Annotated in this window: 22 protein-coding genes and 1 tRNA gene; 7 read left to right on the top strand and 16 right to left on the bottom strand. The window is 64.7% G+C overall.

Annotated features, from left to right (window positions below; all coding sequences use genetic code 11):
* Positions 1–23: 23 nt before the first annotated feature.
* Positions 24–245, bottom strand: a complete 222-nt coding sequence (locus BSG09_RS03035) for a hypothetical protein (protein WP_092929945.1) — start codon at positions 243–245, stop codon at positions 24–26.
* On the opposite strand from BSG09_RS03035, the gene BSG09_RS03030 reads away from it, so the two are divergent.
* The 3 genes from BSG09_RS03030 (at position 245) to BSG09_RS03020 (ending at position 5,407) form a co-directional block, all read left to right on the top strand.
* Positions 245–1,468 (top strand): beta propeller repeat protein, encoded by a 1,224-nt coding sequence (locus BSG09_RS03030; RefSeq protein WP_092929943.1) that lies wholly within the window; start codon positions 245–247, stop codon positions 1,466–1,468. The two genes, BSG09_RS03035 and BSG09_RS03030, sit on opposite strands and share 1 nt — an antisense overlap.
* 201 nt (positions 1,469–1,669) lie before the next feature.
* Positions 1,670–2,800, top strand: a complete 1,131-nt coding sequence (locus BSG09_RS03025) for a GNAT family N-acetyltransferase (RefSeq protein WP_092929941.1) — start codon at positions 1,670–1,672, stop codon at positions 2,798–2,800.
* 81 nt (positions 2,801–2,881) lie between these two features.
* Positions 2,882–5,407, top strand: a complete 2,526-nt coding sequence (locus BSG09_RS03020) for a heavy metal translocating P-type ATPase (RefSeq protein WP_092929939.1) — start codon at positions 2,882–2,884, stop codon at positions 5,405–5,407.
* 84 nt (positions 5,408–5,491) lie between these two features.
* Here BSG09_RS03020 and BSG09_RS03015 read toward each other — a convergent pair whose 3' ends face one another.
* Positions 5,492–5,878: a DCC1-like thiol-disulfide oxidoreductase family protein gene (locus BSG09_RS03015; protein ID WP_092929937.1), complete on the bottom strand. Its 387-nt coding sequence runs from the start codon at positions 5,876–5,878 to the stop codon at positions 5,492–5,494.
* A 148-nt stretch (positions 5,879–6,026) separates the two neighbouring features.
* Here BSG09_RS03015 and BSG09_RS03010 point away from each other — a divergent pair, with 148 nt between their 5' ends.
* On the top strand, positions 6,027–7,277 hold the full coding sequence (locus BSG09_RS03010; protein ID WP_092929935.1) for a hypothetical protein: 1,251 nt from the start codon (positions 6,027–6,029) through the stop codon (positions 7,275–7,277).
* Between the two features lie 330 nt (positions 7,278–7,607).
* Here the strand turns inward: BSG09_RS03010 and BSG09_RS03005 are convergent, their stop codons facing one another.
* The 8 genes from BSG09_RS03005 to BSG09_RS02970 form a co-directional block, all read right to left on the bottom strand.
* Positions 7,608–8,834: an orc1/cdc6 family replication initiation protein gene (locus BSG09_RS03005; protein ID WP_092929933.1), complete on the bottom strand. Its 1,227-nt coding sequence runs from the start codon at positions 8,832–8,834 to the stop codon at positions 7,608–7,610.
* Between the two features lie 368 nt (positions 8,835–9,202).
* Complete coding sequence (locus BSG09_RS03000) at positions 9,203–9,610, bottom strand: hypothetical protein (protein WP_092929931.1); 408 nt, start codon at positions 9,608–9,610, stop codon at positions 9,203–9,205.
* 217 nt (positions 9,611–9,827) lie between these two features.
* Positions 9,828–9,900: transfer RNA gene (locus tag BSG09_RS02995), tRNA-Arg, on the bottom strand.
* A 132-nt stretch (positions 9,901–10,032) separates the two neighbouring features.
* Positions 10,033–10,932: a phosphogluconate dehydrogenase (NAD(+)-dependent, decarboxylating) gene (gene gnd, locus BSG09_RS02990; RefSeq protein ID WP_092929929.1), complete on the bottom strand. Its 900-nt coding sequence runs from the start codon at positions 10,930–10,932 to the stop codon at positions 10,033–10,035.
* Positions 10,933–11,085: 153 nt separating this feature from the next.
* The gene (locus BSG09_RS02985; protein WP_092929927.1) at positions 11,086–11,520 is read right to left on the bottom strand and encodes a hypothetical protein; all 435 of its coding nucleotides are present in this window, start codon (positions 11,518–11,520) and stop codon (positions 11,086–11,088) included.
* An 81-nt stretch (positions 11,521–11,601) separates the two neighbouring features.
* Positions 11,602–12,066: a copper resistance protein CopD gene (locus tag BSG09_RS02980; protein ID WP_092930150.1), complete on the bottom strand. Its 465-nt coding sequence runs from the start codon at positions 12,064–12,066 to the stop codon at positions 11,602–11,604.
* Positions 12,067–12,139: 73 nt separating this feature from the next.
* A complete protein-coding gene (locus BSG09_RS02975; RefSeq protein ID WP_092929925.1) occupies positions 12,140–12,694 on the bottom strand; it encodes a hypothetical protein in 555 nt (184 codons plus the stop codon).
* Positions 12,695–12,784: 90 nt separating this feature from the next.
* Positions 12,785–13,267 (bottom strand): deoxyuridine 5'-triphosphate nucleotidohydrolase, encoded by a 483-nt coding sequence (locus tag BSG09_RS02970; protein WP_092929923.1) that lies wholly within the window; start codon positions 13,265–13,267, stop codon positions 12,785–12,787.
* A gap of 307 nt (positions 13,268–13,574) precedes the next feature.
* On the opposite strand from BSG09_RS02970, the gene BSG09_RS02965 reads away from it, so the two are divergent.
* From BSG09_RS02965 to BSG09_RS02955, 3 genes are all read left to right on the top strand, one after another.
* Positions 13,575–15,548 carry an aconitate hydratase gene (locus BSG09_RS02965; RefSeq protein WP_092929921.1) on the top strand — a complete coding sequence of 658 codons (1,974 nt, stop codon included), beginning with the start codon at positions 13,575–13,577 and terminating at the stop codon, positions 15,546–15,548.
* 176 nt (positions 15,549–15,724) lie between these two features.
* Positions 15,725–16,648 carry an LLM class oxidoreductase gene (locus BSG09_RS02960; protein WP_092929919.1) on the top strand — a complete coding sequence of 308 codons (924 nt, stop codon included), beginning with the start codon at positions 15,725–15,727 and terminating at the stop codon, positions 16,646–16,648.
* Positions 16,649–16,763: 115 nt separating this feature from the next.
* Positions 16,764–17,738: a quinone oxidoreductase family protein gene (locus BSG09_RS02955; protein ID WP_092929917.1), complete on the top strand. Its 975-nt coding sequence runs from the start codon at positions 16,764–16,766 to the stop codon at positions 17,736–17,738.
* Positions 17,739–17,754: 16 nt separating this feature from the next.
* On the opposite strand, the gene BSG09_RS02950 is transcribed toward BSG09_RS02955, so the two are convergent.
* The 6 genes from BSG09_RS02950 to BSG09_RS02925 form a co-directional block, all read right to left on the bottom strand.
* Positions 17,755–18,246, bottom strand: coding sequence for an 8-oxo-dGTP diphosphatase (locus BSG09_RS02950; protein WP_092929915.1), 492 nt, complete (start codon positions 18,244–18,246; stop codon positions 17,755–17,757).
* Positions 18,247–18,299: 53 nt separating this feature from the next.
* Entirely contained in the window at positions 18,300–19,157 is an 858-nt protein-coding gene (speB, locus tag BSG09_RS02945; RefSeq protein ID WP_092929913.1) for an agmatinase, read from the bottom strand.
* Complete coding sequence (locus tag BSG09_RS02940) at positions 19,157–19,531, bottom strand: translation initiation factor IF-5A (RefSeq protein WP_092929911.1); 375 nt, start codon at positions 19,529–19,531, stop codon at positions 19,157–19,159. Before BSG09_RS02940 ends, speB begins: the two co-directional genes overlap by 1 nt.
* 353 nt (positions 19,532–19,884) lie before the next feature.
* Complete coding sequence (locus tag BSG09_RS02935) at positions 19,885–20,961, bottom strand: enolase-like domain-containing protein (protein ID WP_092929909.1); 1,077 nt, start codon at positions 20,959–20,961, stop codon at positions 19,885–19,887.
* 60 nt (positions 20,962–21,021) lie between these two features.
* Entirely contained in the window at positions 21,022–22,668 is a 1,647-nt protein-coding gene (locus BSG09_RS02930; RefSeq protein ID WP_092930148.1) for an ABC1 kinase family protein, read from the bottom strand.
* Positions 22,669–22,745: 77 nt separating this feature from the next.
* Positions 22,746–23,108 carry an Hsp20/alpha crystallin family protein gene (locus tag BSG09_RS02925; RefSeq protein WP_092929907.1) on the bottom strand — a complete coding sequence of 121 codons (363 nt, stop codon included), beginning with the start codon at positions 23,106–23,108 and terminating at the stop codon, positions 22,746–22,748.
* Positions 23,109–23,172 lie beyond the last annotated feature (64 nt).

The following is a 23,172-nucleotide window of genomic DNA, read 5'->3' as shown; positions in this document are numbered from 1 at the left end:
CTTCAGCAACGACGGTCGCAGCGTCACGCTCTGACCCGGCGGCCGGCGGCCGTCGCTTGGTCGGTCGGCAGTCGCCGGTAGTCGCGTACCCACCTTCGATTCGGCGAGCCGTCGACGGTCCCTCCCACAGAAGAGACGACGTCGTATAGTCTTGTTTCGCGCGCCGCGACAGCCTTCGGCAGCGTTCCTGCAGCATACTTTTGCTCGTCAGTCGGATACTGGACGGACGCCGTTGAGTCGAGCAATGACTCCCCACGATGCATCGTCCGGCGATGGATTCGTCCCGTTCTTTCGCCACTACGCGCAGACGTGGGTGCACGCGGTCGCGGCGGCCGGCATGACCGCCTTCGGGACGCTGACGATCGTCCACCGCGGGTTCGCCGTCCTCGCGCTCGCCGCCTATGTCGTGCCGCCGATCGTGCTGTACCTGCGGCAGGCGTCGACTGACCGAGCCGAGAGCGACGTCACTGCCGACAGCACGGAGACGGCGGTGACCGGCGACGGTTCGACGGACGCGCAGACCGTGCCGCTCGAGCGGGCAGCCGACGAGACGAGTCCCGAGCCCGAGCGCGCCGGCACCTGGACTATCGTCGACGCCCCGATCGAGGCGACGCTCCGGGACGTCTGTGTCACCGCGGCCGGCGCGGTCCACGCAGTAGGTGAAGACGGGCTGGTTCTCGCCGGAGCGGCCCCCGACAGCACAGGCCGTGAGTGGTCGATCACGCTCGAGGATGGACCGGCCGCCACGGGCGAGGACCTCCACGGGGTCGCCGCCACGGCCGACGGAGCGGCCATCTGGGTTGCCGGCGATAGCGGCGCAGTGGGTCGACTCGAGGCCGCGACCGGTCGCCACACGGACTACACGGCACCTGCGGGAATCACCGACAACTGGCTCGGGGTCGCTGTCGGCGGATCGAACGGCGACGAGACGGTCCTGTTGATCAACGGCTCCGGTGCCATCCTCAGAGGGCGCTATCGCGATGGCGACCTCTCGTGGGACGACCCTGTTACGCCCGGCAGCGGCTCGAGTCTGAGCGGGGTTGGGTTGGCCGACGAATCGGTCGGCTACTGCTGTGACACGAACGATGGCGTCTTCGAGACGACCGACGGTGGCGACTCGTTTGCTCGCGTCGGGCCGGTAGGGGCCGATGGGACACTCGAGAATCTCGCGACGCTGGGGCGAGGCGACTGTTTTGTCAGTACTGACGACGGCGTCGTCCACCGCTACGACGGGCAGACGTGGACGCCCGAACGAGTCGGTGACGAGGCGATCTGTGGGCTCACTCGGCGCGAGGGGGAGACGATCGCCTGCGATGCGGTCGGCGCGATCCACGAGCGGACCCCGATGGCCGAGTGGGAACGAGCCGACACGGTCGCACCCGAGCCGCTGCTCGCCGTCTCGGTCGATGCCACCGGCGATCGAGCGGTCGCAGTGGGTGAGAACGGGACCGTTGTCGAACGGCAGTGATGGAAAACCGCTGTGCGACCGACAAGAGTGGCCGCCGCTGTGGCCCATCGCTGGCGGATAGTCAGCTGCTGGAGACGTTCGTCGACCGGTCGAATCGGCGTATTCAGGGCCAACCAGTATTCTGCCGGTAGGTGGAGACAGCATGTTCGCGTCCACACAGCAGGCTATCCCCCTGCACGCGGGCGTGAGACGCCCTCGATCATGAGCACACCCACACGAACGGCGACGCAATACACCGTCCGCGCGTTCGACCCGGCCGATCGAGCGACGTTCCTGTCCATGTACGAAACAGTGTTCGGACACGAGCGAAGCGCCGACTGGTTTCGCTGGAAGTTCCGCGAGAATCCGTTTGCCGATCACGTCCCGATCATCGTGGCCAGCGACGGTGGCGACCCCGTCGGCTTCCGCTCGTTTTTCGCCCAGGAACTACGTGCCGGTGACACCATCCTCCCCGCGTTCCAGCCCTGCGATACGATGGTCCACCCGGATCACCGCAAGCGCGGCCTGTTCGACCGCATGAACGAACGGGCCATCGAGCGCTACACCGACGGTCGGCCGTCGTGTTTCTTCAACTTCCCAAATGAGCACTCGAAACGCGGGAATCGCAAGCACGGCTGGCGCGAGATCGGGACGGTCCCGGCCTACTACCGCCCGCAAAACCCCGCGGGCGTCCTCGAGCGAGTGGCCACTGACACACAGCACACAACGCGGAGCCGATCGCGAGCGAGCGAGACGGGCGTGGCCGCCGCGGTTACAACCAAGCTTCGGGATGTTGTCACGGCAACGCATCGAGTCTGTGACCGGCTGCTCGTCGACGCCGAGTCCACCCTCGAGATCGAGCGGACGACGCCGCCACCGGCTGACACCCTTGCCGCGGTCTATCGGCGCTCGATTCCCGATGCGATCCACACGAATCGAACCGCGGCGTTCTACCGCTGGCGGTTCGACAACCCTGCCCAGACGTACATCAGCTACGTCGCACGTCGTGCCGGCGAGCCGGTGGCTGCGCTGGTCGTCTCGAGCGCTGCCGATCACGTGCGGCTCGTCGAGACGCTTCCGCGGACGCTCGAGACCGAGACGGCAGCGCTCGAGGCGCTGCTCGTGGCGGCGCTCGACGACTTCGCAGACCGGAGCTACATCGAGGCGTTCGGCGAGACGCTTCCCGCGCCGCTTCGATTCCGGTTCTATCCGGATACGCGAGCGCCCCTGTCGACGCTGCTCCGACCGACGTCCCGGACGCTGTTCGCGCGGAACCTCACGGACGGGATCGATATCGAGTCGACTTCGGCCACGTCGTGGACGTTCTCGCGTCTCGAGCTGGATACCACCTGAGCCGACGGGGCGACTGCCGGCTGTCGACGGTGGCCGTCGAAATCGGCCACTGTTATTGCCGTCGAACGCGCAGCGACTACTGTGAGCGATCGACGCGCGGGCGACGACCAGTTCGACCGCTGTCGGCTGTGTGGGTCACCGCTCTCGCGGACTGCCGGCGAACCCGTCTCGAGTGGCTTCTGTTCGACGGGTTGTCGCGACATCGCCGCCGAGTTTGACGCGAGCGATGACGACGCGCCGGTCGGACGCGGAGTCGACGCCCCACCCGAACCTGGGACCGACAGTGAGAGTACGGCCACTGGACGAGCGGCCGCGGACGACCCGGACACCGTCCGCACGTTCCTCCGAGTCGACGGCATGCACTCGGCGACCTGCGAGGCGTTCCTCGAGGCTGTCGCCGAGGACCGCGAGGGTGTCATCGACGCCGAGGCCAGTTACGTCACCGAGACGGTCCGGGTCGATCACGATCCGGATCGGGTTTCGGCGGCCGCCCTCGAGGACGCGCTGAGCACGGTTGGCTATACGGCCTATCTGCGCGAGGAGGCGACTGCCGACGACGAGACCGGCGGCACACGGCGCTCGCGGGAGATGACCGGCATCCGGAAGCGCCGCTCGGAAGACATGCTCGAGATGCGATACATCGTAGGGATCGTCTTCGGCTCGTTCCTGCTGTTGCCGTTCGTGGCCGTCTTCTACCCGATGTATCTCACCGAGTTTATCAACTGGGGTGCGATCTCGCACTTCGAGGGTGCGTTTACGGGGTTCACCGGCCCGCTGTATCTCCCGCTGTTTCTGATCATGACCGGGGCGATCCTCTATCTGACCGGCGGCCCGCTGCTCCGGGGCGCATATGTCAGTCTCAAACTCCGGCGACCGACGACGGACTTACTCGCGTCGTTGACGATCGTCAGCGCGTACGTCTTCAGCATCATCGTCTCCGGACTCGGGCGGAGCGCTATTTACTTCGACCTGACGATCGTTGTCGCGTCAGTCGTGATGGGCGCGACCTACTACGAGGCGACGGTCAAGCGCCGCGCGACCGACCGACTGACCGATCTCACCGTCTCGCAGGTCGATACGGCGCGCTACTACGCCGACGATGGCTCGACGACGGAAATCCCCGTCGCCGACCTCGAGTCGGACGATCAAGTTCTCGTCCGGGAGGGCGAACGTATCCCCGTCGACGGGACGCTGGCCGAGGGCGAGTGTGCAGTCGACGAGGCCGTGGTCACCGGCGAGTCACTGCCGGTCACGAAACGCGAGGGTGACGAGGTGGTCGGCGGGTCGATCGTCACGACTGACGCGGCGATCGTCGACGTCGGCGAGCGGACGACCAGCAGCATCGACCGGCTCATGCGGGTCGTCTGGAACGTCCAGAGCGCAGACCACGGCGTCACGCGTCAGGCCGACGAACTCGCAGCGCGACTTGCACCGATCGTCCTCGCGGCCCCGATTGTCGTCGGCGTGGGAACTGCCCTCTCCGGCGCAAGCACCCTGACGACCGCGCTGGCTGTCCTCATGACACTCATGGTCGCCAGCCCGTGGGCGCTCGGTTTCGCAACGCCGTACTCCGTCGCAACGACCCTCGAGGAAGCCCTCGAGCGCGGGATCGTCGTCTTCGACGAGACGATCTTCGAGCGCCTGCGGGCGGTCGACACCGTCGTCTTCGACAAGACCGGGACGCTGACGACCGGCGAGATGTCCGTCCTCGAAGCCGACGCGCCTGACGATCTCCTGACGGCCGCTGCCGCGCTCGAGCAGCGTGCGGCCCACCCGGCAGCGACGGCGATCGCCGAGGCGTTCGACGGGAGCGGAACCGGCGACGATGTGGCTCGCACAGATGGCGGGACGGCTGCGGCCGGTGAGCGAGAGGTACAGGACTTCCACACGCACGCCACCGGCGTCGAGGGCACCGTCGACGGGCGAACGGTGCTCGTCGGCCACCCCGATCTCTTCCGCGAGCGCGGGTGGACGATCACCGACGATCTCGCGGCACGACTCGAGCGCACACGGGACGCGGGCCACCTCCCCGTCGTCGTCGGGAGAGACGGGTCCGCTGAGGGTGTCGTCGTCGTCGGTGACGAACCCCGCGAGACGTGGGACGAGACGGTCACAGCACTGGACGACGCGGGGATGGACATCGTGGTTCTGACCGGCGACGATGGACCGGCCGCCGACGTCTTCGACCGGCATTCGGGCGTCGACCACGTCTTTGCCGGCGTCTCTCCGGAGGGGAAGACGGCGGCTGTCGAGCGGATGAAAATCGACGATCGAGTAGCGATGGTCGGCGACGGGACGAACGACGCGCCGGCACTCGCCGCGGCCGATCTCGGGATCTCACTGGGCAGCGGCACGGCACTCGCCGCCGACGCGGCCGATGTCGCGATCGTCGACAACGATCTGGCCGCCGTCGATCAGGCGTTTACACTAGCGCGGGCCGCACAGGACCGACTCCGGCAGAACCTCGGCCTCGCGTTCGTCTACAACGCGATCGCCATCCCGCCGGCCGTCCTCGGTCTCGTGAACCCGCTCGTCACGACCGTCGCCGTCGTCGTCGGTGCGTCCCTCATCGCCGCCAACGCGGAGCGGTCGTTGATCGACGACTAACGGCACCCAACGGGTGTTCGGCGGAGTCGCTCGAGCGGTCTCTTTTCGGGACGAGTCAACGCGCAGCGTCGCCGAGCGACGCGCTCAACTGTCGCTCGATTCTCGACGTGCCGGTGGCGTCGTCGAGAGATACGTCCCCAACCGATCGCGGTTGTTCGCGATCCACCGATAGGCTCGCTCGCGGTACTGCTCGTAGTCGTCGAACTGCCGGAGGAACGTGACGACGTCATCGACGGGACCGCCGATGTCGGCGCGGAGGAGCGCTTCGTCGACCGCGGCCCCACAAGAGGAAACCTCGTCGTCGGTTACCAGATGTGCACACTCTTCGTAGTCGTCGGGCAGGCGCTCGCGCAACTCGTCGGTGAGGTCGCGAAAGCCGACGAGACGGAGGTTCGACCGCGCCGCGAAGAACTCGGCCCACCACGTACAGAAGCCACAGTCGTCGTCGTAGACGAGGATCGCCTCGCTCATAGCTGCCGGAACGTACTCGAGATACAAAGGCTGCTCCGATACGGACCGAGTAGGGCAGTAGGGCATCCCACGATCGATCACGGGCCGCGTGTCAGCCATCTCGAGCCGGTGTCAGAACAATAATGAACGCGCTGGCCAATGACGACCCATGAGTAGCGCGGCTGGGCCGCTGACGGAACCACAGGTGCTGGCCCACACGAAAGGGCGACTCTTCCCGAACGAGGACGAGTCGACCGCGTATGCGGTGGCTGATACCCAGTTTGCGACAGCGGAGTGGCGTCCCGGCCAGCCGGTCGATCCCGCGATCAGAGAGCGGCTGGCTCCGTTCAATCACGTCCGGATCGGCGGCGGCTATCCGGATCTCGTTGGCGTGCGACCCCTCGAGTCAGACCTGCTGGCCGTCGACCGGCTCGGCGACGACCCGCCACTGATCGCCATCGAGGCGAAAGGCCACGCGAGCGGCGGCGTCGACACCCAACGCGGGATCGTCCAAGCGTACGACCGACTCCACGAAGCGAACGCGGCCTACCTCGCCGCACCAGCGGCTTCGATCTCCCAGACCGATCGGACACTCGCACGGGAGTTGAACGTCGGCGTACTCGGTGTGGATACAGCGGGGACAGTCGAGGCACTCGAGGTGCCACGCGTCGTTGGCAATCGAACGACGAGCGAGGCAACGGCGCTGCGATTTCAGGCCAGCGTCCAGGGTGTCGCGGACGCGTCGTTCGGGTTGAACCATCCGAAGAACTACCTCGGCTACCCGCTGGCACACTACGCGGCTGGGGAGAACGAGACCCTGCTTTCGGAGCACAAGGTCGTAAGCGCCGTCACGGCAGCCCGACGCGGGGCCGCGTTTCTGGGGTTGATCGAGGACCGCGTCGGTGTGGAAGGTATCGAGCTGACCTCGCTCGGCGAAGAGGTCGTCCGCTTTGCGAAGGCACGCTACGGGACCGTCGAGGCGGCACTTGCGGAGTTCGAAAGCTGGTACCGGTCGTCCAAACGATTCGTCGACCTCGCGCCGGCGTGGGGACGGCTGGCTCGGCGGGTGGTCTTTGCCTATCCCGCAACGGAACTGCTGGTCTCGGAGTTGCAGACGATGCTCGAGGACGGAATCGCGGAGCCGTCGCTGGTCGACACAGTCGAGTATTTACACGCACTGCATCCGACCTTTACCGTCGAACTGTTCATCAAGGGCGACGATGCCGTTCGAAGCCGAGTGCTGACCGACGACGGCGACCTTCGACGCTCGGCGCTCGAGGATGGCACTGTCTACCACTCACCGACGGTGTTCCAGCTGAAGGCGATGCTGTACCATACTGGCATTTTAACCGACCGCGGAGCGGAGCCACACCGGCTCGAGCCACTCGCGGACGTCTGGGCGCTTCGAGAGCCCGTTTAGAGACATGCTGGCCATGTTCGCACACCATCGCTGCAAGTGAACTAGTCGGCGACACACCACTGTTTCATGTGAACAGGACACACTAACATCGCTCGAGTTGGATCCGGTTCCCACGGACACCACTCTTGCACGTGAACACGCGCCGACTGGAAGCCGGATCGATCGGTCAACCGACGGGGCTGTCATCAAACGACGGTCGGTGACGCACCACCGATACAAGTGAAATCACAGGTGGCAACGGTATCACCACGACTCGAGGTGGCTCGACCGGCGTTCACTCGCAACGGTGGTGTGGGGAGGCACAACCTGTCCAAGACCGACCCGACGGTCTCAAACAACGTCGTTCATCCGTGCGATGTCACGGATCGTCTCAATCTCCGCATCGAGATAGAGCACGTCGGCCATCGCGTCGACGGCACTCATAAAGGGCACGTCGAGTTCGTAACTGTAGTAGTTGCCTCGAGAGCCGCTGCGGTTTTCCTTCGCCGAGAGGATCCCAAGCATCCGAAGATCGGAGAGGTGATTGTGGACCGACCGCTGGGCGAGCGAGTCGGTGCCTGCCGACTCACACAGCGCCTCGTACTCCTGATAGAGTTCCCGCGTCCGGCAGGGCGTCGACTCCTTGGCGGCTTTCGAGACGACTGCCAGCAAGGCGAGGCGGCCGTGGGTCGTCAGTTCCCGCATCCCCTCTTCGACGCGTTCTTGCTCGAGTTTCGAGCGCGCCTGATCGACGTGGTGTTCCTGGATCTCCTCGTCGTCGTTGTTCTCCGCGACCTCTCCGGCCAGCCGGAGGAGATCCAGCGCCTGCCGGGCGCTCCCGCTGTCGCGGGCGGCGAGTGCCGCACAGAGATTGAGGACGCCGTCGTCACAGCTGTCGTCCGCGATCGCGACCTCGGCTCGCGACTCGAGGATATTCGTGAGTTCGGACGCCTCGTAGGGTGGAAACTGGAGTTCGCGCTCACAGAGCGTGTCCTGGACGCGGGGATCGAGCTGCTCACGGAACTTGAAGTCGTTGCTGATACCGATGAGCCCGACCTTCGTCGCCTCGAGATAGCCGTTCGAGCGCGCCCGTGGGAGTTCGTACAGGAGTTCGTCGCGATCGCCGATCGAGTCGATTTCGTCGAGGACGATAACGACCGTGCCGCCGAGTGCCTCGAGTTCGCTGTAGAGTTTCTTGAACACGGTCTGTTGGGGGTAGCCGGTCGTGCTGATCTCGGCACCCGCAGGTCGGAGCGTGTTGACCAGTTCGACGGCGACTTGATACGACGAGTTGAGCGTCTTGCAGTTAACGCTGAGCACGGAGAGGTCGACGTCATCGTATCTGGTGACGTCTTCTTGGAGGACATCGAGGAGGTAGTCCGTGACGGCGGTTTTGCCGACGCCTGTATTCCCGTAGAGAAAAATGTTGTTTGGCTCCCAGCCGTCGATGATGGGCTGGAGCGCGTCCATATACGCCTCGATCTCGTCGTCGCGCTCTTCGATCCGTTCGGGCTGGTACGACTCCCCGAGGGCGTCCTTGTTCCGGAAGATGTTCTGCTTCCGCTCGAACCGAGGCATATCCGTACCAAGCAACATACACTACTTAAAGCCACTTGTTCATCTGATGCAAGTGAACTCACACACACCACTATTTCATGTGAAGACTAGTCTAGTGGGAGTGCTAGAGTGAACAGTCCACGGTTTCGTCTAAAGCGCTGACATATTGTGGCAGATCGATTACACGGCTCGGTCTGGCGTACCCGCGTTTGTTCCAGTCGTCGGCCGCTCACAGCGTTTCGTTGGGGCTGTCGGCTCGAGGCAGCGACGACCGGCGACACCCACCCCACCCCTGTTCTACAGCTTCACTTGCAACGGTGGTGTGTCTCTGTCCACATCGGCCCTGCCCATCGCTCGCGATCGGTCACTGCCGGTCGCCGAGGCGGATTTCAGAACAAGTTTCGAAGTCGTTTCACGAAGCCACCGTCTGTCTTCTCCGGCGTGCGACGCAGTCGCTCTCGGACGTCCTGTCTGATCTTGGGATGGGCCTGCAGGTATTCGTCGAGCATCCACTGTGAACCGCTTCGCTGGTATTCGAACAGCGCCTCGAGGCCATATTTGTCGGCTAAGTGCTTCCCGCGCGCAAGTGCATCGACTTGTGTTTTCTCCGTTCCACCCTGATTCCGTCCCGTACTGGTAGTCACGTCGATTTGATACTCCCCCGAATCAGGAATTTGCCGTACGATCACGCCGCTCTCCCGAACGTTCTCGAATCGATCGTGGCAATCGTCACAGTATGGATAGTCTCCCTTTGCATGATTGTCGGTGAACGCACTACACCGTGCACACTCGGCCATGGAGCCAATATGTTTGATTATGTGAAAATAAGCGTTTGGAGAAACCAGTGTCTCCCTGCAGCTTCGACGTACGTGGTGTCACTCTCGAGAACGGTGGAAAAGAGTTCTCAACCGACAGACGCGAGAGGGATTTGAACCACGCGAACGGCTCATTCTTCCCCGTTCTCTGCTTCAAATCCTCCGTGCCGGTTCGCTCGTCACTGCGTTCCTCGCTGCACGGGCGCGGAGGGATTTGAACCCCCGACATCTTGGTCCGGAACCAAGGACTCTGTCCACTGAGCTACGCGCCCTCGAGCGATTCTAGCCACAGCGGAGACATAACGGTTCCCCTTTCTGCAACAGCTATGGCCTCGAGGCTGGCCCCTCCACGGCAAACGGTGAACCGAACCGGTCGAGATCGATCGCGTCTCTGTCGGCCTCGATCACTCTCGGCGCGGGACCTCGTGACGGCCGAAGCCATAGCGGAGCCGGTTCGCGAGCCGTCGCGAGAACCGGCCGTCGTCGGCTCGCGACCCGAACCGTTCGGACAGCGCCGTATAGATCAGCGGCAGGGGCACTTCCTGCTCGAGACCTTCCTGGACGGTCCACGTGCCGGTCGAGCCACCCTCGACGCGGTCGGCCACTGTTCCGAGGTCGGTGCCCTCCTCGCGGAAGGCCTCCTCACAGAGTTCGAGCAGCCACGACCGGATCACCGCGCCGTTGTTCCAGACGGAGGCGACGTTCTCGAGGTCGAGATCGAACCGGCCCTCGTGGAGCAGCTCGAAGCCCTCGCCGTAGGCCTGCATCAGGGCGTACTCGACGCCGTTGTGGATCATTTTGACGTAGTGGCCCGATCCCGCTGGGCCCATCCGCTCGTGGCCGTCGGGGCCGGTCGCGACGGCGTCAAAGACTGGCTCGAGTTCGTCGTAGGCCCACTGGGGACCGCCGACCATCAGCGAGAAGCCGAGTTCGGCACCGGCGGGGCCGCCGGAGGTACCACAGTCGAGATACGCTGCCGGACAGGACTCGGCGCGGCGCACCGAATCTTCGAAGTAGGAGTTGCCGCCATCGACGACGACGTCGTCGCCGTCGAGATGGTCTTCGAGTTCCTCGAGCGTGACGTCGACTGCCTCGCCGGCGGGGACCATCAGCCAGATGCGTTTCTCCGATCCGAGCTGGTCGACGAAGTCCGCAAGCGAGTCGGCAGGGTCGGCACCGGCGTCGGCTGCTGTTGCGACGGCCTCGTCGTCGAGATCGAAGGCGACGACATCGTGGCCCGCCGCGAGGGTTCGGTCGACGACGATCTGTCCCATCCGTCCGAGTCCGATCAGGCCCAGTTGCATGGATGGGGCTCTGGTGGCCGCGGTGGTAGTGGTTGCGATTCGGGGCGGTGGACGGTCGTCGACGGTGCCGAGCGCAGCGCGGCGGCTCGTGACGATCGCCGACTGTCCGAGAACCGAAGCCTGTGACCGACCAGCCGGAGCGATCGGTGTCGCCTACTGGATCGGCTCCTCGAGCCGGGCCCAGCCGATCGCATCGAGGACGACGATGCGGTCGTTGTACCGGACGTAGACGCCGTTGTAGGCGTCGGTGTCGGACTCGTAGTAGGGTAGCGACTCGCGAATCCGGTCGACGACCGACCAGGCACCGTCGCGCTCGAGAGTGATGTGTTCCCATTCCTCGCGCGCGCCGTTGCGGACTGCCCGATCCAGTGCGCGTCGCGCACCGGGGATTTCGCCGAGCCGTCGTGCGGACGCGTCGACCACTGTCGCGTCGGTTGGCACGGCAGCCGGGCTGACGAGACGGGCACCGAGGTCGGCCTTCGAGCGCGACGCGGAGGTCCGTGATCGCCCGGAACGGAGGACGTACCCGGCCACGGCAGCCGTTCCCACCGCGAGAAGCGAGAAGACCATCTCTTTACCCCTGATCATTAGCGAGTACCTTACAGTAACTGACTAAGTATCTTTCGTAAGAACGTCCGTAGCCATCGGCGCTGGACGTATCGGGCTGTCCTACAGCAGTCGCGCGACGTTGGCTGAGAGCAGCCCCGCGACGACCAACAATCCGACGGCGGCGACGGCAGCAGCCCAGAACATCGGCAGCGCCTCGCGTGCCGGCTCGCGGATCTTCTTTCCGGTGAGGCCGGCCTCGAATCGCTTTGCCGCGATCTCGACGAGTGCCGTCAGGACCAGCCAGAGTGCGACCATCGCGAGCACCAGCCACCCGTTGACCGAGCCGAAGAGACTCTCGACGGTGTAGGTGGTCCCCGCCAGGTGGCTCCCCGAAAGAAACAGGACGAGTGAACTCACTCGCGAGACAGTGGTGAGCCGGCTCGAGATAACCTCGAGCGGGCGGGTCGTGTTGAACGCCCCGTCGCGTGCCAGCGGCAGGACGACGGCGGCGACGAAACAGACGCTACCGGCCCAGAGTGCGGCAAATACCAGATGTGTCGTTCTGGCAGCGAGCTGGTCGACCATACTGAGCCGCTCGGCCAGCGCGCGTATCAGCGTTCCGACTTCGGCTCGCGAGACAGTCGCCGAGGCCGACCGGTCACTCGAGCCAGTCGGGCGTCCACGCGACGAGTCGCCGGCGAACCAGCGCATAGCACAGCGAGATGGCCACGCCGCCGGCGATGACGGGCGTGAGCCAGCCGTCGAAGACGACCAGCGCCGGGATCGCGAGCGCGACGGCGACCGCGGCGTCTTCCGGTGCGCCGTCATAGCGGATCCAGCGCCGCGGACGGATCCACTGGCTGCGAACGTGATCGTACACGGCTCGCTCGGTACGGTCGTTCCAGGGGTCCATCTCTAGGCCGCCACCGATCGCGTCGCTTGCGGCGTGGAGCCAGGCCGTGACGGCGGCCGCGGCGACCGCGACGGTCAGGCTCGAGGGGGTACTCGCTGCGACAGCAACCGCGGGAACGGCGACGGCGAGCCCGGTCACTGGAAAGTGTAGCGTTCGTCGATGAGCGAAGACGAGATCGAAATCGGGAGCGATGCCGCCGAGGATCGCGCCGACGGCGAGTGCGGTCGCGAACTCGGGGAGGGCGTAAGCGAGCGGCGCGACGATCGCGAGGCCGGTAAACGCGTGGGTGGTCGCCATCATCGGGGCTCGCTCGATCGTAGGTCGGGGACTGCCAAAACGGTATGCGAACCGGTAGGCGAGGGGACGACGTCGGTCAGCGCCAGTCGCCGGTCACTCGAGGTTCTCGCCCTGATAACTGCCGTCGTAGACGTCCTCGTGGTCGGCCTCGGCGAAGACGAGCTGGGCGATTCTGGCACCGCGCTCGAGTTCGATGTCGTGGTGGACCTGCAACAGGCCCTCGCCACGACCTTCGTAGCCGGCGTCCCACACCGCCGTGTTGAGCATACAGGAGTTGCGCATGAGCGACGACCGGGGGTAGACGAAGCCGACGTGCCCCTCCGGAATCGCGATCCGCTCGCCGTAGCGGACCACGTAGGCACCTTTTGGCAGGTAGTAGGTGTCGGGGTCGGCTTCCTTGAGTTCCTCGAGGGGGCGGGCAACGCGGTCGCCGATCTCCTTGTCTTCCGTGCCGATGCGGCCCGGTTCTAGCTGCTCGAAGACGATGTCGGCAGTGAGGTCCACGCCGTTGGGCTGAATCTGCGCGTCGGTCGTCGGCGAGACGTGGTCGGCGACGAAAGCACCGGAACGGAACATACCTGTGTTAACGCCGCGGCGACGAGAAAAGCATGTCCGTTCGCGACCTCTCGAGGAGTCGGTACCACCTGACACGCTAGTACTCCGTCACGCGTCGACGTGCGAGTCGAACCAGAGAACCGCGATCGGTTCGACCCGCAACGGCAGGCGTGACGAACCACTAGTCCCGAGGCGGACCAAATCTCTGGTGGGCGTACACTTATCACACGAAGAACGTTCAGACTACCAATTGAGATACTCTCATGACGGTTACGCTTCGTAGAAACACGCTGGTTTTATCATGATAGACGGCCCATTTCGGTGTGCTATGGGACAGACGCTCACCGAGAAGATTCTCGACGACCACCTCGTCGAGGGCGAACTCGAGACCGGCGAGGAGATCGGGATCGAGATCGACCAGGTTCTCACACAGGACACGACCGGGACCATGGTCTGGCTCCAGTTCGAAGCCATGGGGCTGGACGAGGTCCAGACCGAAATCGCCGCACAGTATTGTGACCACCAGACCTATCAGTTCGACTTTAAGAACACTGACGACCACCGTTTCCTCCGCTCTGCGGCCGGTACCTACGGCGCGTATTTCTCTCGCCCCGGTAACGGCATCTGTCACAACGTCCACCGCGAGAACTTCGCGGCCCCCGGCAAGACCCTGCTGGGCTCGGACAGCCACACGCCGACCCCCGGCGGTCTCGGCGAACTCGCCATCGGCGCTGGCGGGATCGACGTCACCGTCGCCATGGGTGGCGCTCCCTACTACATCGAGATGCCCGAAGTCGTCAACGTCCGCCTCGAGGGCGAACTCCCCGAGTGGGCCACCGCGAAAGACGTCATCCTCGAGCTCCTGCGACGGCTGACCGTCAAGGGCGGCGTCGGCAAGATCCTCGAATACACCGGCCCCGGTGTCGAGTCGCTCACCGCACCCGAGCGGATGACCATCACCAACATGGGCACCGAGCTCGGTGCGACCACGTCGATCTTCCCGACCGACGAGCAGACCAAAGACTACCTCGAGCGCGTCAACCGTGGCGACGAGTACGTCGAACTCCAGCCCGACGACGACGCCGAGTACGACGATGAGATCGTCGTCGACCTCTCCGACCTTGAGCCGCTGATCGCCCAGCCCTCGATGCCGGACAAGGTCGTGCCCGTCAGCGAAGTCGCCGGCCAGTCCGTCGAACAGGTCATCGTCGGCTCCTGTACCAACGGCGGCTACGAGGACATCCTCCCGGCCGCGAAGATGCTCGAGGACCGCGAGGTCAACCCGACGACCGAGATGATCGTCGCGCCCGGCTCCAAGCAGGCCTCCGAGATGCTCGCCCGTGAGGGGTGGGTCGCGGAGATGATGGCCGCTGGCGTCAACTTCTCGGAAGCGACGTGTGGTGCCTGTATCGGCATCGGCCACGTCCCCGCCTCTGATTCGGTCTCGCTGCGGACGTTCAACCGCAACTTCGAGGGCCGCTCGGGTATCGAGGACGACAACGTCTTCCTCTGTTCGCCGGAAGTCGCCGCCGCTGCGGCGATCAAAGGCGAGATCATCGACCCGCGCGACCTCGCCGACGAACTCGGCGACCTCGAGGCACCCGGTATCGAGCTGCCCGACGAGTACGACGGCTCGAAGACCGACCTCATCACGCCCGACGAGGCCCCCGACGACGAGCTCGTCAAGGGCCCGAACATCGGCGACGTGCCGCTGAAAGACCAGCTCGACTCCGACATCGAGGGCGACGCCCTCCTCAAGATGGAGGACAACATCACGACCGACCATATCATCCCTGCGACGCAGGACATCCTGATGTACCGGTCGAACATCGACAAGCTCTCGGAGTTCACCCTGAGCCGTGTCGACGAGACCTTCGCCCAGCGCGCCGCTGACGCCGACGGCGGCTTCCTCGTCGCCGGCGAGAACTACGGCCAGGGCTCCTCGCGTGAGCACGCTGCCATGTGCCCGATGTACCTCGGTATCGAGGGCGTCCTCGCACAGAGCTTCGCACGCATCCACCGTGCGAACCTCTTCAACTTCGGCATCGTCCCGCTGACGATCGACGAGGACACCTACGAGAACATCGAGCAGGGCGACGACGTCGAGATCGTCGACGACGTCTACGACGCCGTCACCTCCGGTCAGAAAGAGTTCACCGTCCGCGTCAACGGCGAGGACGAGTACACGGCGACGCTCGACGCTTCCGAGCGCGAGCGCGCAATCCTCGCAGCCGGCGGCAAGCTCTCTTGGACCAAAGAGCAGGCCCAGGAAGGCTCCGGCGCTGCACCCGCCGACGACTGATCGGCTCGACTGACGACCAGGCTGCCACTGCCATCTCGAATTCTCCACTTTTTCGCGTCGCCCGAGTGGCAACACAGTCATTCAACGCGAGTGATCCAGTAACTGGCACGTGGTGGCCCGACAACGGCCGTCGGACAACGCCATCGTCATACTGCTTCGCCCGATAGCACGATCGAATGCACTCCGGAGGACACGTAAACGCTGGCTACCGACGGCTGTTCGACCACGACGGGCTGACCTTCGGTGCTGGCTTCCCGCTGACCGGAACGAACCGCTCGCAGCCGGATATCGACGCCGAACTCCGACTCGCCGAACACGCCGAGGCGGTCGGTTTCGACGGCCTTTGGGCGCGTGACGTCCCGACCGACTGGCCGAAGTTCGGCGACGCCGGCCAGACGTTCGACACCTGGCCGTGGCTCTCACACGTCGCGGCCCAGACCGACGACATCGCGCTCGGCACCTCGAGTGTCGTCCTCACACTTCGCCACCCACTGCACGTCGCCAAATCCGCGGCGACGGTCGACCAACTCTCGGACGGGCGGCTCGTCCTCGGGATCGCCTCCGGCGACCGCGATCCGGAGTACCCTGCCTTCGACGTCGATCCCGACAACCGCGGGCAGCTGTTTCGCGAGTCCGTTGACGCCATCCGAACGGTCTGGCGCGAGGACTTTCCCGCTCTCGAGGGGCAGTGGGGGACCTTGGAGGGAGACCTCGATGTCGTCCCAAAGCCGACCAGTGAGACGATCCCACTGCTCCCGACTGGCCACGCCCGCCAGTCGAAAGAGTGGATCGCCGAGCACGGCGATGGCTGGCTGTTCTATCACTTGCCCGAACGCACACTCGAGACCTACCTCCACGACTGGCGCGACCGCGCCGGTGAGAAACCGTTTGCCATCGCGGTGCGCGTCGAGTTGGCCGACGACCGAACGGCCGAGCCCGAGCCGCTGCATCTCGGCTTCCGGGCTGGCGTCGAGTGGTTCCGCGAGTACTTCAGTCGGCTCGAGGAACTGAGTCTCGATCACGCCATTATCGGTATTCAGAACGAGGACCGAGAGGCAGCGCTGTCGACGTTCGCCGACGAGATCATCGACCAGCTGTAGCGTCTCGGGTAACGAATCCCGTCCCCGTCTATCGTAACGACACCACGTCCCACAACTGCCCGGTCGTTTCCTCCGGTTCTCAGAGGTTTATCCGCCTGTCGCCCGCAGGAGTAGTATGGACGCAATCGAGGTAACAGAATACGGCGACAGCGACCGACTCGAGGTTGTCGACATCGAGCAACCGGACCCGGGGCCGGGCGAGGTCCGCATCGCCGTCGAGGCGGCCGGGATCAACTTCGCGGACATCATGCAGCGTCGCGGCCACTATCCCGGCGGTCCCGAGCCACCATACGTTCCGGGGATGGAAGCCGCAGGACGGGTCGACGCAGTCGGTGACGGCGTCGAGGACGTCTCGGAGGGCGACCGCGTTGTCGCGATGGTCGAAACCGGCGGCTACGCCGAGTCCGTCGTCGCGACCACCGAGATGCTCTTTCCGGTTCCGGAGGCGATGAGTCTCGAGGAAGCCGCTGGCTTCCCGATCCAGTTTCTCACCGCCCATAGCTGTCTGTTCGCGTGGGGTGGCCTCGAGGCCGGCGAGTCAGTCCTGATCCAGGCCGCCGCGGGCGGGGTCGGCACAGCTGCCGTCCAGTTGGCGTCGAACGCCGGTGCGGAGGTCTTCGGGACCGCGAGTTCGGAGGAAAAGCTCGAGCTCGCGGCCGAGTTGGGCTGTGACCATCCGATCGACTACACCGAAACGGACTTCCGCGAGGTAATCGCGGACGAAACCGATGGGAAAGGCGTCGATCTCGTCTTAGAGAGCGTCGGCGACGACGTCTTCGAGCGCAGCCTCGACGCGATGGCCCACTTCGGCCGGATGGTCACCTACGGCGTCGCCAGCGGCGTCCCCGCCGAGGTCAGCAACAAGCGGCTGCTCTTCGAGAACAAGACCGTCACAGGATTCCACCTCGGTCAGGCAGCCACCCACGACCCGAGCAGGATCATGCAGGCGGTTCCGGATCTCACCGAGGGACTCGCAAGCGGCGATCTCGAGGTCGTACTGGGCGAGTCGTTCGCGCTCGCAGACGCCGCCGACGCTCACCAGTACATCGAGGACCGGAAGAGCTCGGGCAAGGTCGTACTGAAACCCTAAAGTGGCAATCGAGCGATCACACCGAGACGTCCCACTCGAGATCGTGAGCGACGAACTCGGCCTCGTCTAAGGGCTCGCCACCTTCGAACCGAAACTCGCCGACGACGGTCCGCCCCTCGAGCACGCCGGGGAGCCACAGGTGATCGTCGTCCCACATCCGGTCATATGGCACGTCTTCGATGGCGATCCATTCCGGGTGAGCCTCGTCGGACGCGGTCGGCTCGCCGGTAAACGACCGCGTCCGAAAGACGTGACAGACCGAGTGTGTGTCGCCGTCGAGCAGAAAGGTAAGCTCGCCGGCTTTCTCGAGGGCTGTGACCTCGAGGCCGACCTCCTCGCGCGTTTCGCGGATAGCACACTCTGGGGGTGTCTCGCCAGGTTCGCATTTTCCGCCAGGGCCATTGTACCAGCCCTCGCCGAGCCCGCGGCGTTTCTCGATGAGGAGCACGTCGCGACCCACGTTGGAATCGCTATCCCGGAGCGGGAAACACAGCGTCGTCTCGAGCATACTCGGGAGTTCGGGCGGAGTGGGAAAAACGTGCGCTCTCGCGTGGCCGATGGCTATGTGTCGACGCCGCTGGCGTGCGAAAAGACGAACTCGCGAACGAGTTTGGCAGCCAGCGCGGCCGCCTGCCCGTCGTCGCGGTCGTTGACTTCGACGGCGTCGAAGCCGTCAGCGTGGGGTGCGACCGCACGGACGACGTCACGGAGTTCCCGGGGCTCGAGGCCGAACGGCTCGGTCGTCCCGGTGCCTGGCGCGAAGCCGGGATCGGCGGCGTCGATGTCGACGCTCAGGTAGACGTCGCGATCGGCGAGTCGATCGCCAGGATCCCAGTCAGCCACGTCCTCGGGCGGCACCACGGTCACGTCGTCCGCCGCGGCGCGCTCCCACTCGGCTTCGCTGCCAGTGCGCGCACCGAGGATAATCGCCTCTTCGACCGTGTCGACGTCCTCGAGAATCCGTCGGGTAACGGCAGCGTGGGAGAGCGGGTTCCCGTCGTAGGCACCATAGAGGTCGAGGTGGGCGTCGAGGCAGACGAACACGTCAGGTTCGACCGCGCGTGCGCCCGCGAGCGAGACGGTGTGCTCACCTCCTAGGAGCAGTGGGACGGCGTCGTTCCAGACGGACTCGCGTAGCGTACTCGTCAGGTAGTCGAGGTACTCCTGTGCATCGTCCCACGCGCGGATGTCGCCGCGGTCGACGACGCCCAGTTCAGAGAAATGCTGGTCCGTCCGGTGGTCGTAATCGTCGAACGGTTCGGCAAACGTACGGATTCGCCGGGGCCCGAACCGGGTTCCCGGCTGAAAGGTCGTCGTGGCGTCCAGGGGCGCACCGACGACCACGAAGTTCGCATCTCCACGGTCGGCATCGGCCGCCGTGTCGGTCCCCTCGCGCTCGTCGGCCGCCCCAGGAAACATTAGACGATCTTTCGCTGGTCTTCCATCTCGAGGTACTCGATGTTCTCGTCGGGCGAGACATCTTTGTCCTCGGGAATGCGCATCGTGATGGTCTCGTAGGTCTCTAAGTCCATGACCTGCATGTCGTCGCCGTCGACGGAGACGACCTGTCCGTTTTTGCGTTCGATGATCGGCACCCAGATCTTGGCGTCGACAGGCTGGGACAGCGAGCGTTTCTTGCCGTCGAAGACACCCTTGGCCTCGACGCGCGCCTTGGCGCTGCCGTGTTTGCCGGGCTTGGCGGTCGAGTAGGCGTTGATCTTACACGCAGCATCGTCGATCATGACGTAGCTGCCTTCCTGGAGATCGCGAACTTCGGTCTGCTGTTTCGCCATGTCCCGGCGTAATCAACCGACGGCCATAAACCGTTTGGAATGGCCGCTGGAGCCTGTTCGGTGTGCTAACAGGACTATCTCCGTCACTGCGAGGTCGGATCCGGCCGTCTCGAGCATCGGCGGACACACCCTTTGGCGAGCGACGAACCCCCAGCTATTTTACAGCGGAATCGAAACCCGTGGAACGTCCGGGAAAAACTCACATCCAGGCTGGACCACAGCACTCACATCCATCCAGTCCACCCCGGACTTCTCAATCTTGTCACCATCACGTAAAGTGTTGGTGGCCGAACAGACGTTCCGCTCGAGTGATTACGATCCTGTTGTCATGATGTGGCTAAACGGGCCAGCCGCTACCAGCGGAATCCGACGGACTCGCCGGCTGGCTCGAGCGGGCTCGCCGGCAGCCCGTCACCGACTGCGGGCTCGTTGTACGCCCGCGGGGCAACGTCGTTGGGGCTGTCGGGGTAGAACAGCGAGGCAAGCATCTGAACCTGCCCGCGACCCACGCCGAGTTCGAATTGACCGCCGCCGTACAGCCGAATCCCGCGCTCGTTGCAGTAGGTGATCGTCTCGAGCAGCGACGCGAGCGAGCCAAAGCGCGACGGTTTGACGTTCAGCCAGTCAGGCTCCCACGGCAGCGCTTCGACGTCTTCGAGCCCGTGGATCGGCGCGTCCCACGAGACGCGCGATCGAACCGCCGAGTCCTCGAACAGCGGCCGCGTCTCGTCGGTCAGCGCCGGATCCTCGATGATGGCGTTTGGGAATCCCTCGAGAACGAGTTCATATAGTTCGGGATCGGCCGGCACGTCGACCTCGGTGCCCTCGTACTGGCCTTTCAGATCGAGGATGCGGACCGCGTCAGTGCCGACCGTTTCGTCGATGGCGGTGACGAGATCAGCGTCCCACTCGGGCGTCGGATCGAGTTTGAAGTCGAGGTCGGGGACCTGTTCGTGTAGGACCTCGAGTCGGTCGGTCGTCGGCGGCTCGCCGAGGCGGGTACTGGCGACGAACCGAACCGGCTCGAGCGACCGCTCGAGGACGCTCGCAACGTCTGTCTCGGCCTGTCGCAACGCGAGATCGAGCGCCGCACTCTCGATGCCCCACCGCCGGTAGTTGCGAAAGACCTCACGGTCGGGTGCACCGCCGGGAAAGAGATCGAGGGCCGCGAGTCGCTTGGAAAACGACTCGAACGTGTATTCGCCGGTGAGTTCCGGCAGGCCAGTCTCAGCCAGCCGGTCGTGATCTTCGGTGTCGTAGGTCACGTCCTCACCGCGTCCCGTAACCGTCCCGTCGCCGTCCGGTGTCGGTCCCGAAAGCGCAAATTCAGTCGTGACACGGGTGAAGTCGCTCGAGGTCTCGCGCTCGCGGCGCTCGCTTTCGACCGACGCGATCGTCAGCGACAGGTCGGCGATCCGATCGTAGTCCATAGCTGTGTTTCGACCCGACACCGCAAGAAACGTTGGGCGGCCACTCGGTGGAAGCGCGTCTCATTCCTCGCCGCGGCGCTGGCGGAGGTTCTGGCGCGTAAACTGTGGCCGTGCACCGATCGATTTGGGTGAGCGAAACGACCGGTAGAGTTGGATCAGCACGACCACCGAGAAGGCCGCTGCGACGATCGATCCAAGGGGGGCCTCGAGCGCGTAGAGCACGCCGGTCGAGAACAGCGACATCGTCAACAGCATGCCGTAGATCATGCGCTTGGCGAGGTTCTCGAAGACCTTGTCCGAGTCTTCGACGCCGATGCGGAGGTAGAGGTCGTCGCGGTCGAGTCGGTCGAGTGCGCGCTCGGTCTTGGGTGCAAGTCGAGTCAGCGACTCGCCGCTTCGGCGGAGCTGCTGGCCCGTCTCGTCGATATAGTTTCGGATGGTTTCCTCGCGATACCCTTCTTCGGTCAGGAAGTCGGTCGCCGTCGCGATGAAATCGAAGTCCTCATCGAGAGTGACACAGACGCCTTCGACGACGGTCGCGACCCGGAGGACGAGCGCGAGGTTTTTCGGAAGCCGGAAGGGGAACTCGTAGATCGAGTCCTCGATCTGGCCGACGATCTGGTTGACCCGGTACTGTTCGACGTCCTCACCACGGGCGTCCTGGATGGCGATCTCCATCACCTCGGACATCACACCGCGGTCGGCGTCGGGTGATAGCGTCCCGATCTCGACCAGCGCGTCGAGGATGCCGTCGATGTCCTGGTTGGCGACAGCGACGTAGAAGTCGACGATCTTGTCCTGAATGAACGAATCGACCCGTCCCGACATCCCGAAGTCATAGAAGACGATCTTCCCCTCGTCGGTCACCGCAAGGTTGCCGGGGTGGGGATCGGCGTGGAAGACCCCATCGTCGATGATCATCTGGAGGTACGACCGCTCTAAGTTCTCTGCAATCTGTGTTCGGTCGATCCCTTTGCGCTCGAGTTCCTCGAGCTCGTTGATCTTCGTCCCACCGATGTACTCCATCGTGAGCACGCGCGAGTCGGAGTGGCTCTCGATCACGTCGGGAATGCGAAACCGATCGTCGTCGGCAAAGTTCGCGCGGATCTCGGTGAGCATCTTGGCTTCGCGCTCGTAGTCCATCTCCTCGCGGATCGTCTTCGAGAACTCGTCGGCCAAGTTCTCGAGTGAGAACGCGCGCGCTTCGCCGACGAAATACAGCAGGATCGGCAGCGACCACTTGATGACCCGTAGATCGGCGTTGACGAGCGATTCGATGTTCGGGCGGCGGATCTTCACGGCGACCTCGCGACTGGCATCGTCGGTCGGGTCGGCCCGCGTCCGCTCCGTTTCGGGGTCGAGTCGCGCCCGATAGACCTGTCCCAGACTCGCGCCGCTGATCGGCTCGGTATCGAATTCCGCAAAGCGCTCGTCGACGGGGCCGAGTTCGTCCTCGAGCACCTGTTTCGCCTCGGGCCACGGTGCCGGCGGCACGGCGTCTTGCAGGGACGCGAGGGTGTCGATGTACGCCGGTGGGAGGATGTCGGGACGGGTCGACAGCAACTGCCCGAGTTTGATAAAGGTCGGCCCCAGCGTCAACAGCGAGTCGAGCAACCGCTCGGCTCGGCGGCTGTGGGTCTCGTGGCCGACCTGCCGGGGGCGGCCAAACAGGAGAAAGCGCCGCCGGTCACGGGCGTAGGCGAGCAACAGCGGGAGGAACTGCCATGCGACGATGACGAAGCGCTTGTATGCGCGAAGAGAGGCCAGTCTCACTCACCCCCGTGTTAGGCGTCCTCGTCGACGATCTCGATCGTTGTCTCGTCGCTGGAACCTCGTTTCGGCAGCACCAACTCGAGGACGCCCCGGTCGACCGTCGCCTCGGCGTTGGCGTCGGATGCGTCGTCGGGCAGCGGAAGATCGACATCGAGAAAGAGCGAGCGGTTCTCCTCGATGTACTGGTAGTCTTCGGTCGGCTCCTTTTCCCGGGTGGCATCGATGGAGATGCGACCGTCCTCGATCGCGAGGTCGAGCGACTCGGCGGTGACTCCAGGGACGTCAAGCACGAGCAGATAGGCGTCCTCGCTCTCGAGTAGATCGAAGAAGACGTCCTCGGAGAGGTCCCGCAACGCGTCGCGGAGCGCTGACATGGATACAGGTTTGAACGCCGCTACGAAAAACCCCGCGGTCGCGGCGATTTGCCCTCCACGGGCC

Source organism: Natrinema hispanicum (assembly GCF_900111485.1).
Lineage (GTDB): Archaea > Halobacteriota > Halobacteria > Halobacteriales > Natrialbaceae > Natrinema > Natrinema hispanicum_A.
This window is presented reverse-complemented; position numbering and strand designations above follow the sequence as displayed.

Excerpts from the sequence above, each read along its gene's own strand:
- BSG09_RS03030 (WP_092929943.1), top strand. The coding sequence starts at position 245 with ATGACTCCCCACGATGCATCGTCCGGCGATGGATTCGTCCCGTTCTTT.
- BSG09_RS03025 (WP_092929941.1), top strand. The coding sequence starts at position 1,670 with ATGAGCACACCCACACGAACGGCGACGCAATACACCGTCCGCGCGTTC.
- BSG09_RS03015 (WP_092929937.1), bottom strand. The coding sequence starts at position 5,878 with ATGAGCGAGGCGATCCTCGTCTACGACGACGACTGTGGCTTCTGTACG.
- BSG09_RS03010 (WP_092929935.1), top strand. The coding sequence starts at position 6,027 with ATGAGTAGCGCGGCTGGGCCGCTGACGGAACCACAGGTGCTGGCCCAC.
- BSG09_RS03005 (WP_092929933.1), bottom strand. The coding sequence starts at position 8,834 with ATGCCTCGGTTCGAGCGGAAGCAGAACATCTTCCGGAACAAGGACGCC.
- BSG09_RS03000 (WP_092929931.1), bottom strand. The coding sequence starts at position 9,610 with ATGGCCGAGTGTGCACGGTGTAGTGCGTTCACCGACAATCATGCAAAG.
- gnd (WP_092929929.1), bottom strand. The coding sequence starts at position 10,932 with ATGCAACTGGGCCTGATCGGACTCGGACGGATGGGACAGATCGTCGTC.
- BSG09_RS02985 (WP_092929927.1), bottom strand. The coding sequence starts at position 11,520 with ATGATCAGGGGTAAAGAGATGGTCTTCTCGCTTCTCGCGGTGGGAACG.
- BSG09_RS02980 (WP_092930150.1), bottom strand. The coding sequence starts at position 12,066 with ATGGTCGACCAGCTCGCTGCCAGAACGACACATCTGGTATTTGCCGCA.
- BSG09_RS02975 (WP_092929925.1), bottom strand. The coding sequence starts at position 12,694 with ATGATGGCGACCACCCACGCGTTTACCGGCCTCGCGATCGTCGCGCCG.
- BSG09_RS02970 (WP_092929923.1), bottom strand. The coding sequence starts at position 13,267 with ATGTTCCGTTCCGGTGCTTTCGTCGCCGACCACGTCTCGCCGACGACC.
- BSG09_RS02965 (WP_092929921.1), top strand. The coding sequence starts at position 13,575 with ATGGGACAGACGCTCACCGAGAAGATTCTCGACGACCACCTCGTCGAG.
- BSG09_RS02960 (WP_092929919.1), top strand. The coding sequence starts at position 15,725 with ATGCACTCCGGAGGACACGTAAACGCTGGCTACCGACGGCTGTTCGAC.
- BSG09_RS02955 (WP_092929917.1), top strand. The coding sequence starts at position 16,764 with ATGGACGCAATCGAGGTAACAGAATACGGCGACAGCGACCGACTCGAG.
- BSG09_RS02950 (WP_092929915.1), bottom strand. The coding sequence starts at position 18,246 with ATGCTCGAGACGACGCTGTGTTTCCCGCTCCGGGATAGCGATTCCAAC.
- speB (WP_092929913.1), bottom strand. The coding sequence starts at position 19,157 with ATGTTTCCTGGGGCGGCCGACGAGCGCGAGGGGACCGACACGGCGGCC.
- BSG09_RS02940 (WP_092929911.1), bottom strand. The coding sequence starts at position 19,531 with ATGGCGAAACAGCAGACCGAAGTTCGCGATCTCCAGGAAGGCAGCTAC.
- BSG09_RS02935 (WP_092929909.1), bottom strand. The coding sequence starts at position 20,961 with ATGGACTACGATCGGATCGCCGACCTGTCGCTGACGATCGCGTCGGTC.
- BSG09_RS02925 (WP_092929907.1), bottom strand. The coding sequence starts at position 23,108 with ATGTCAGCGCTCCGCGACGCGTTGCGGGACCTCTCCGAGGACGTCTTC.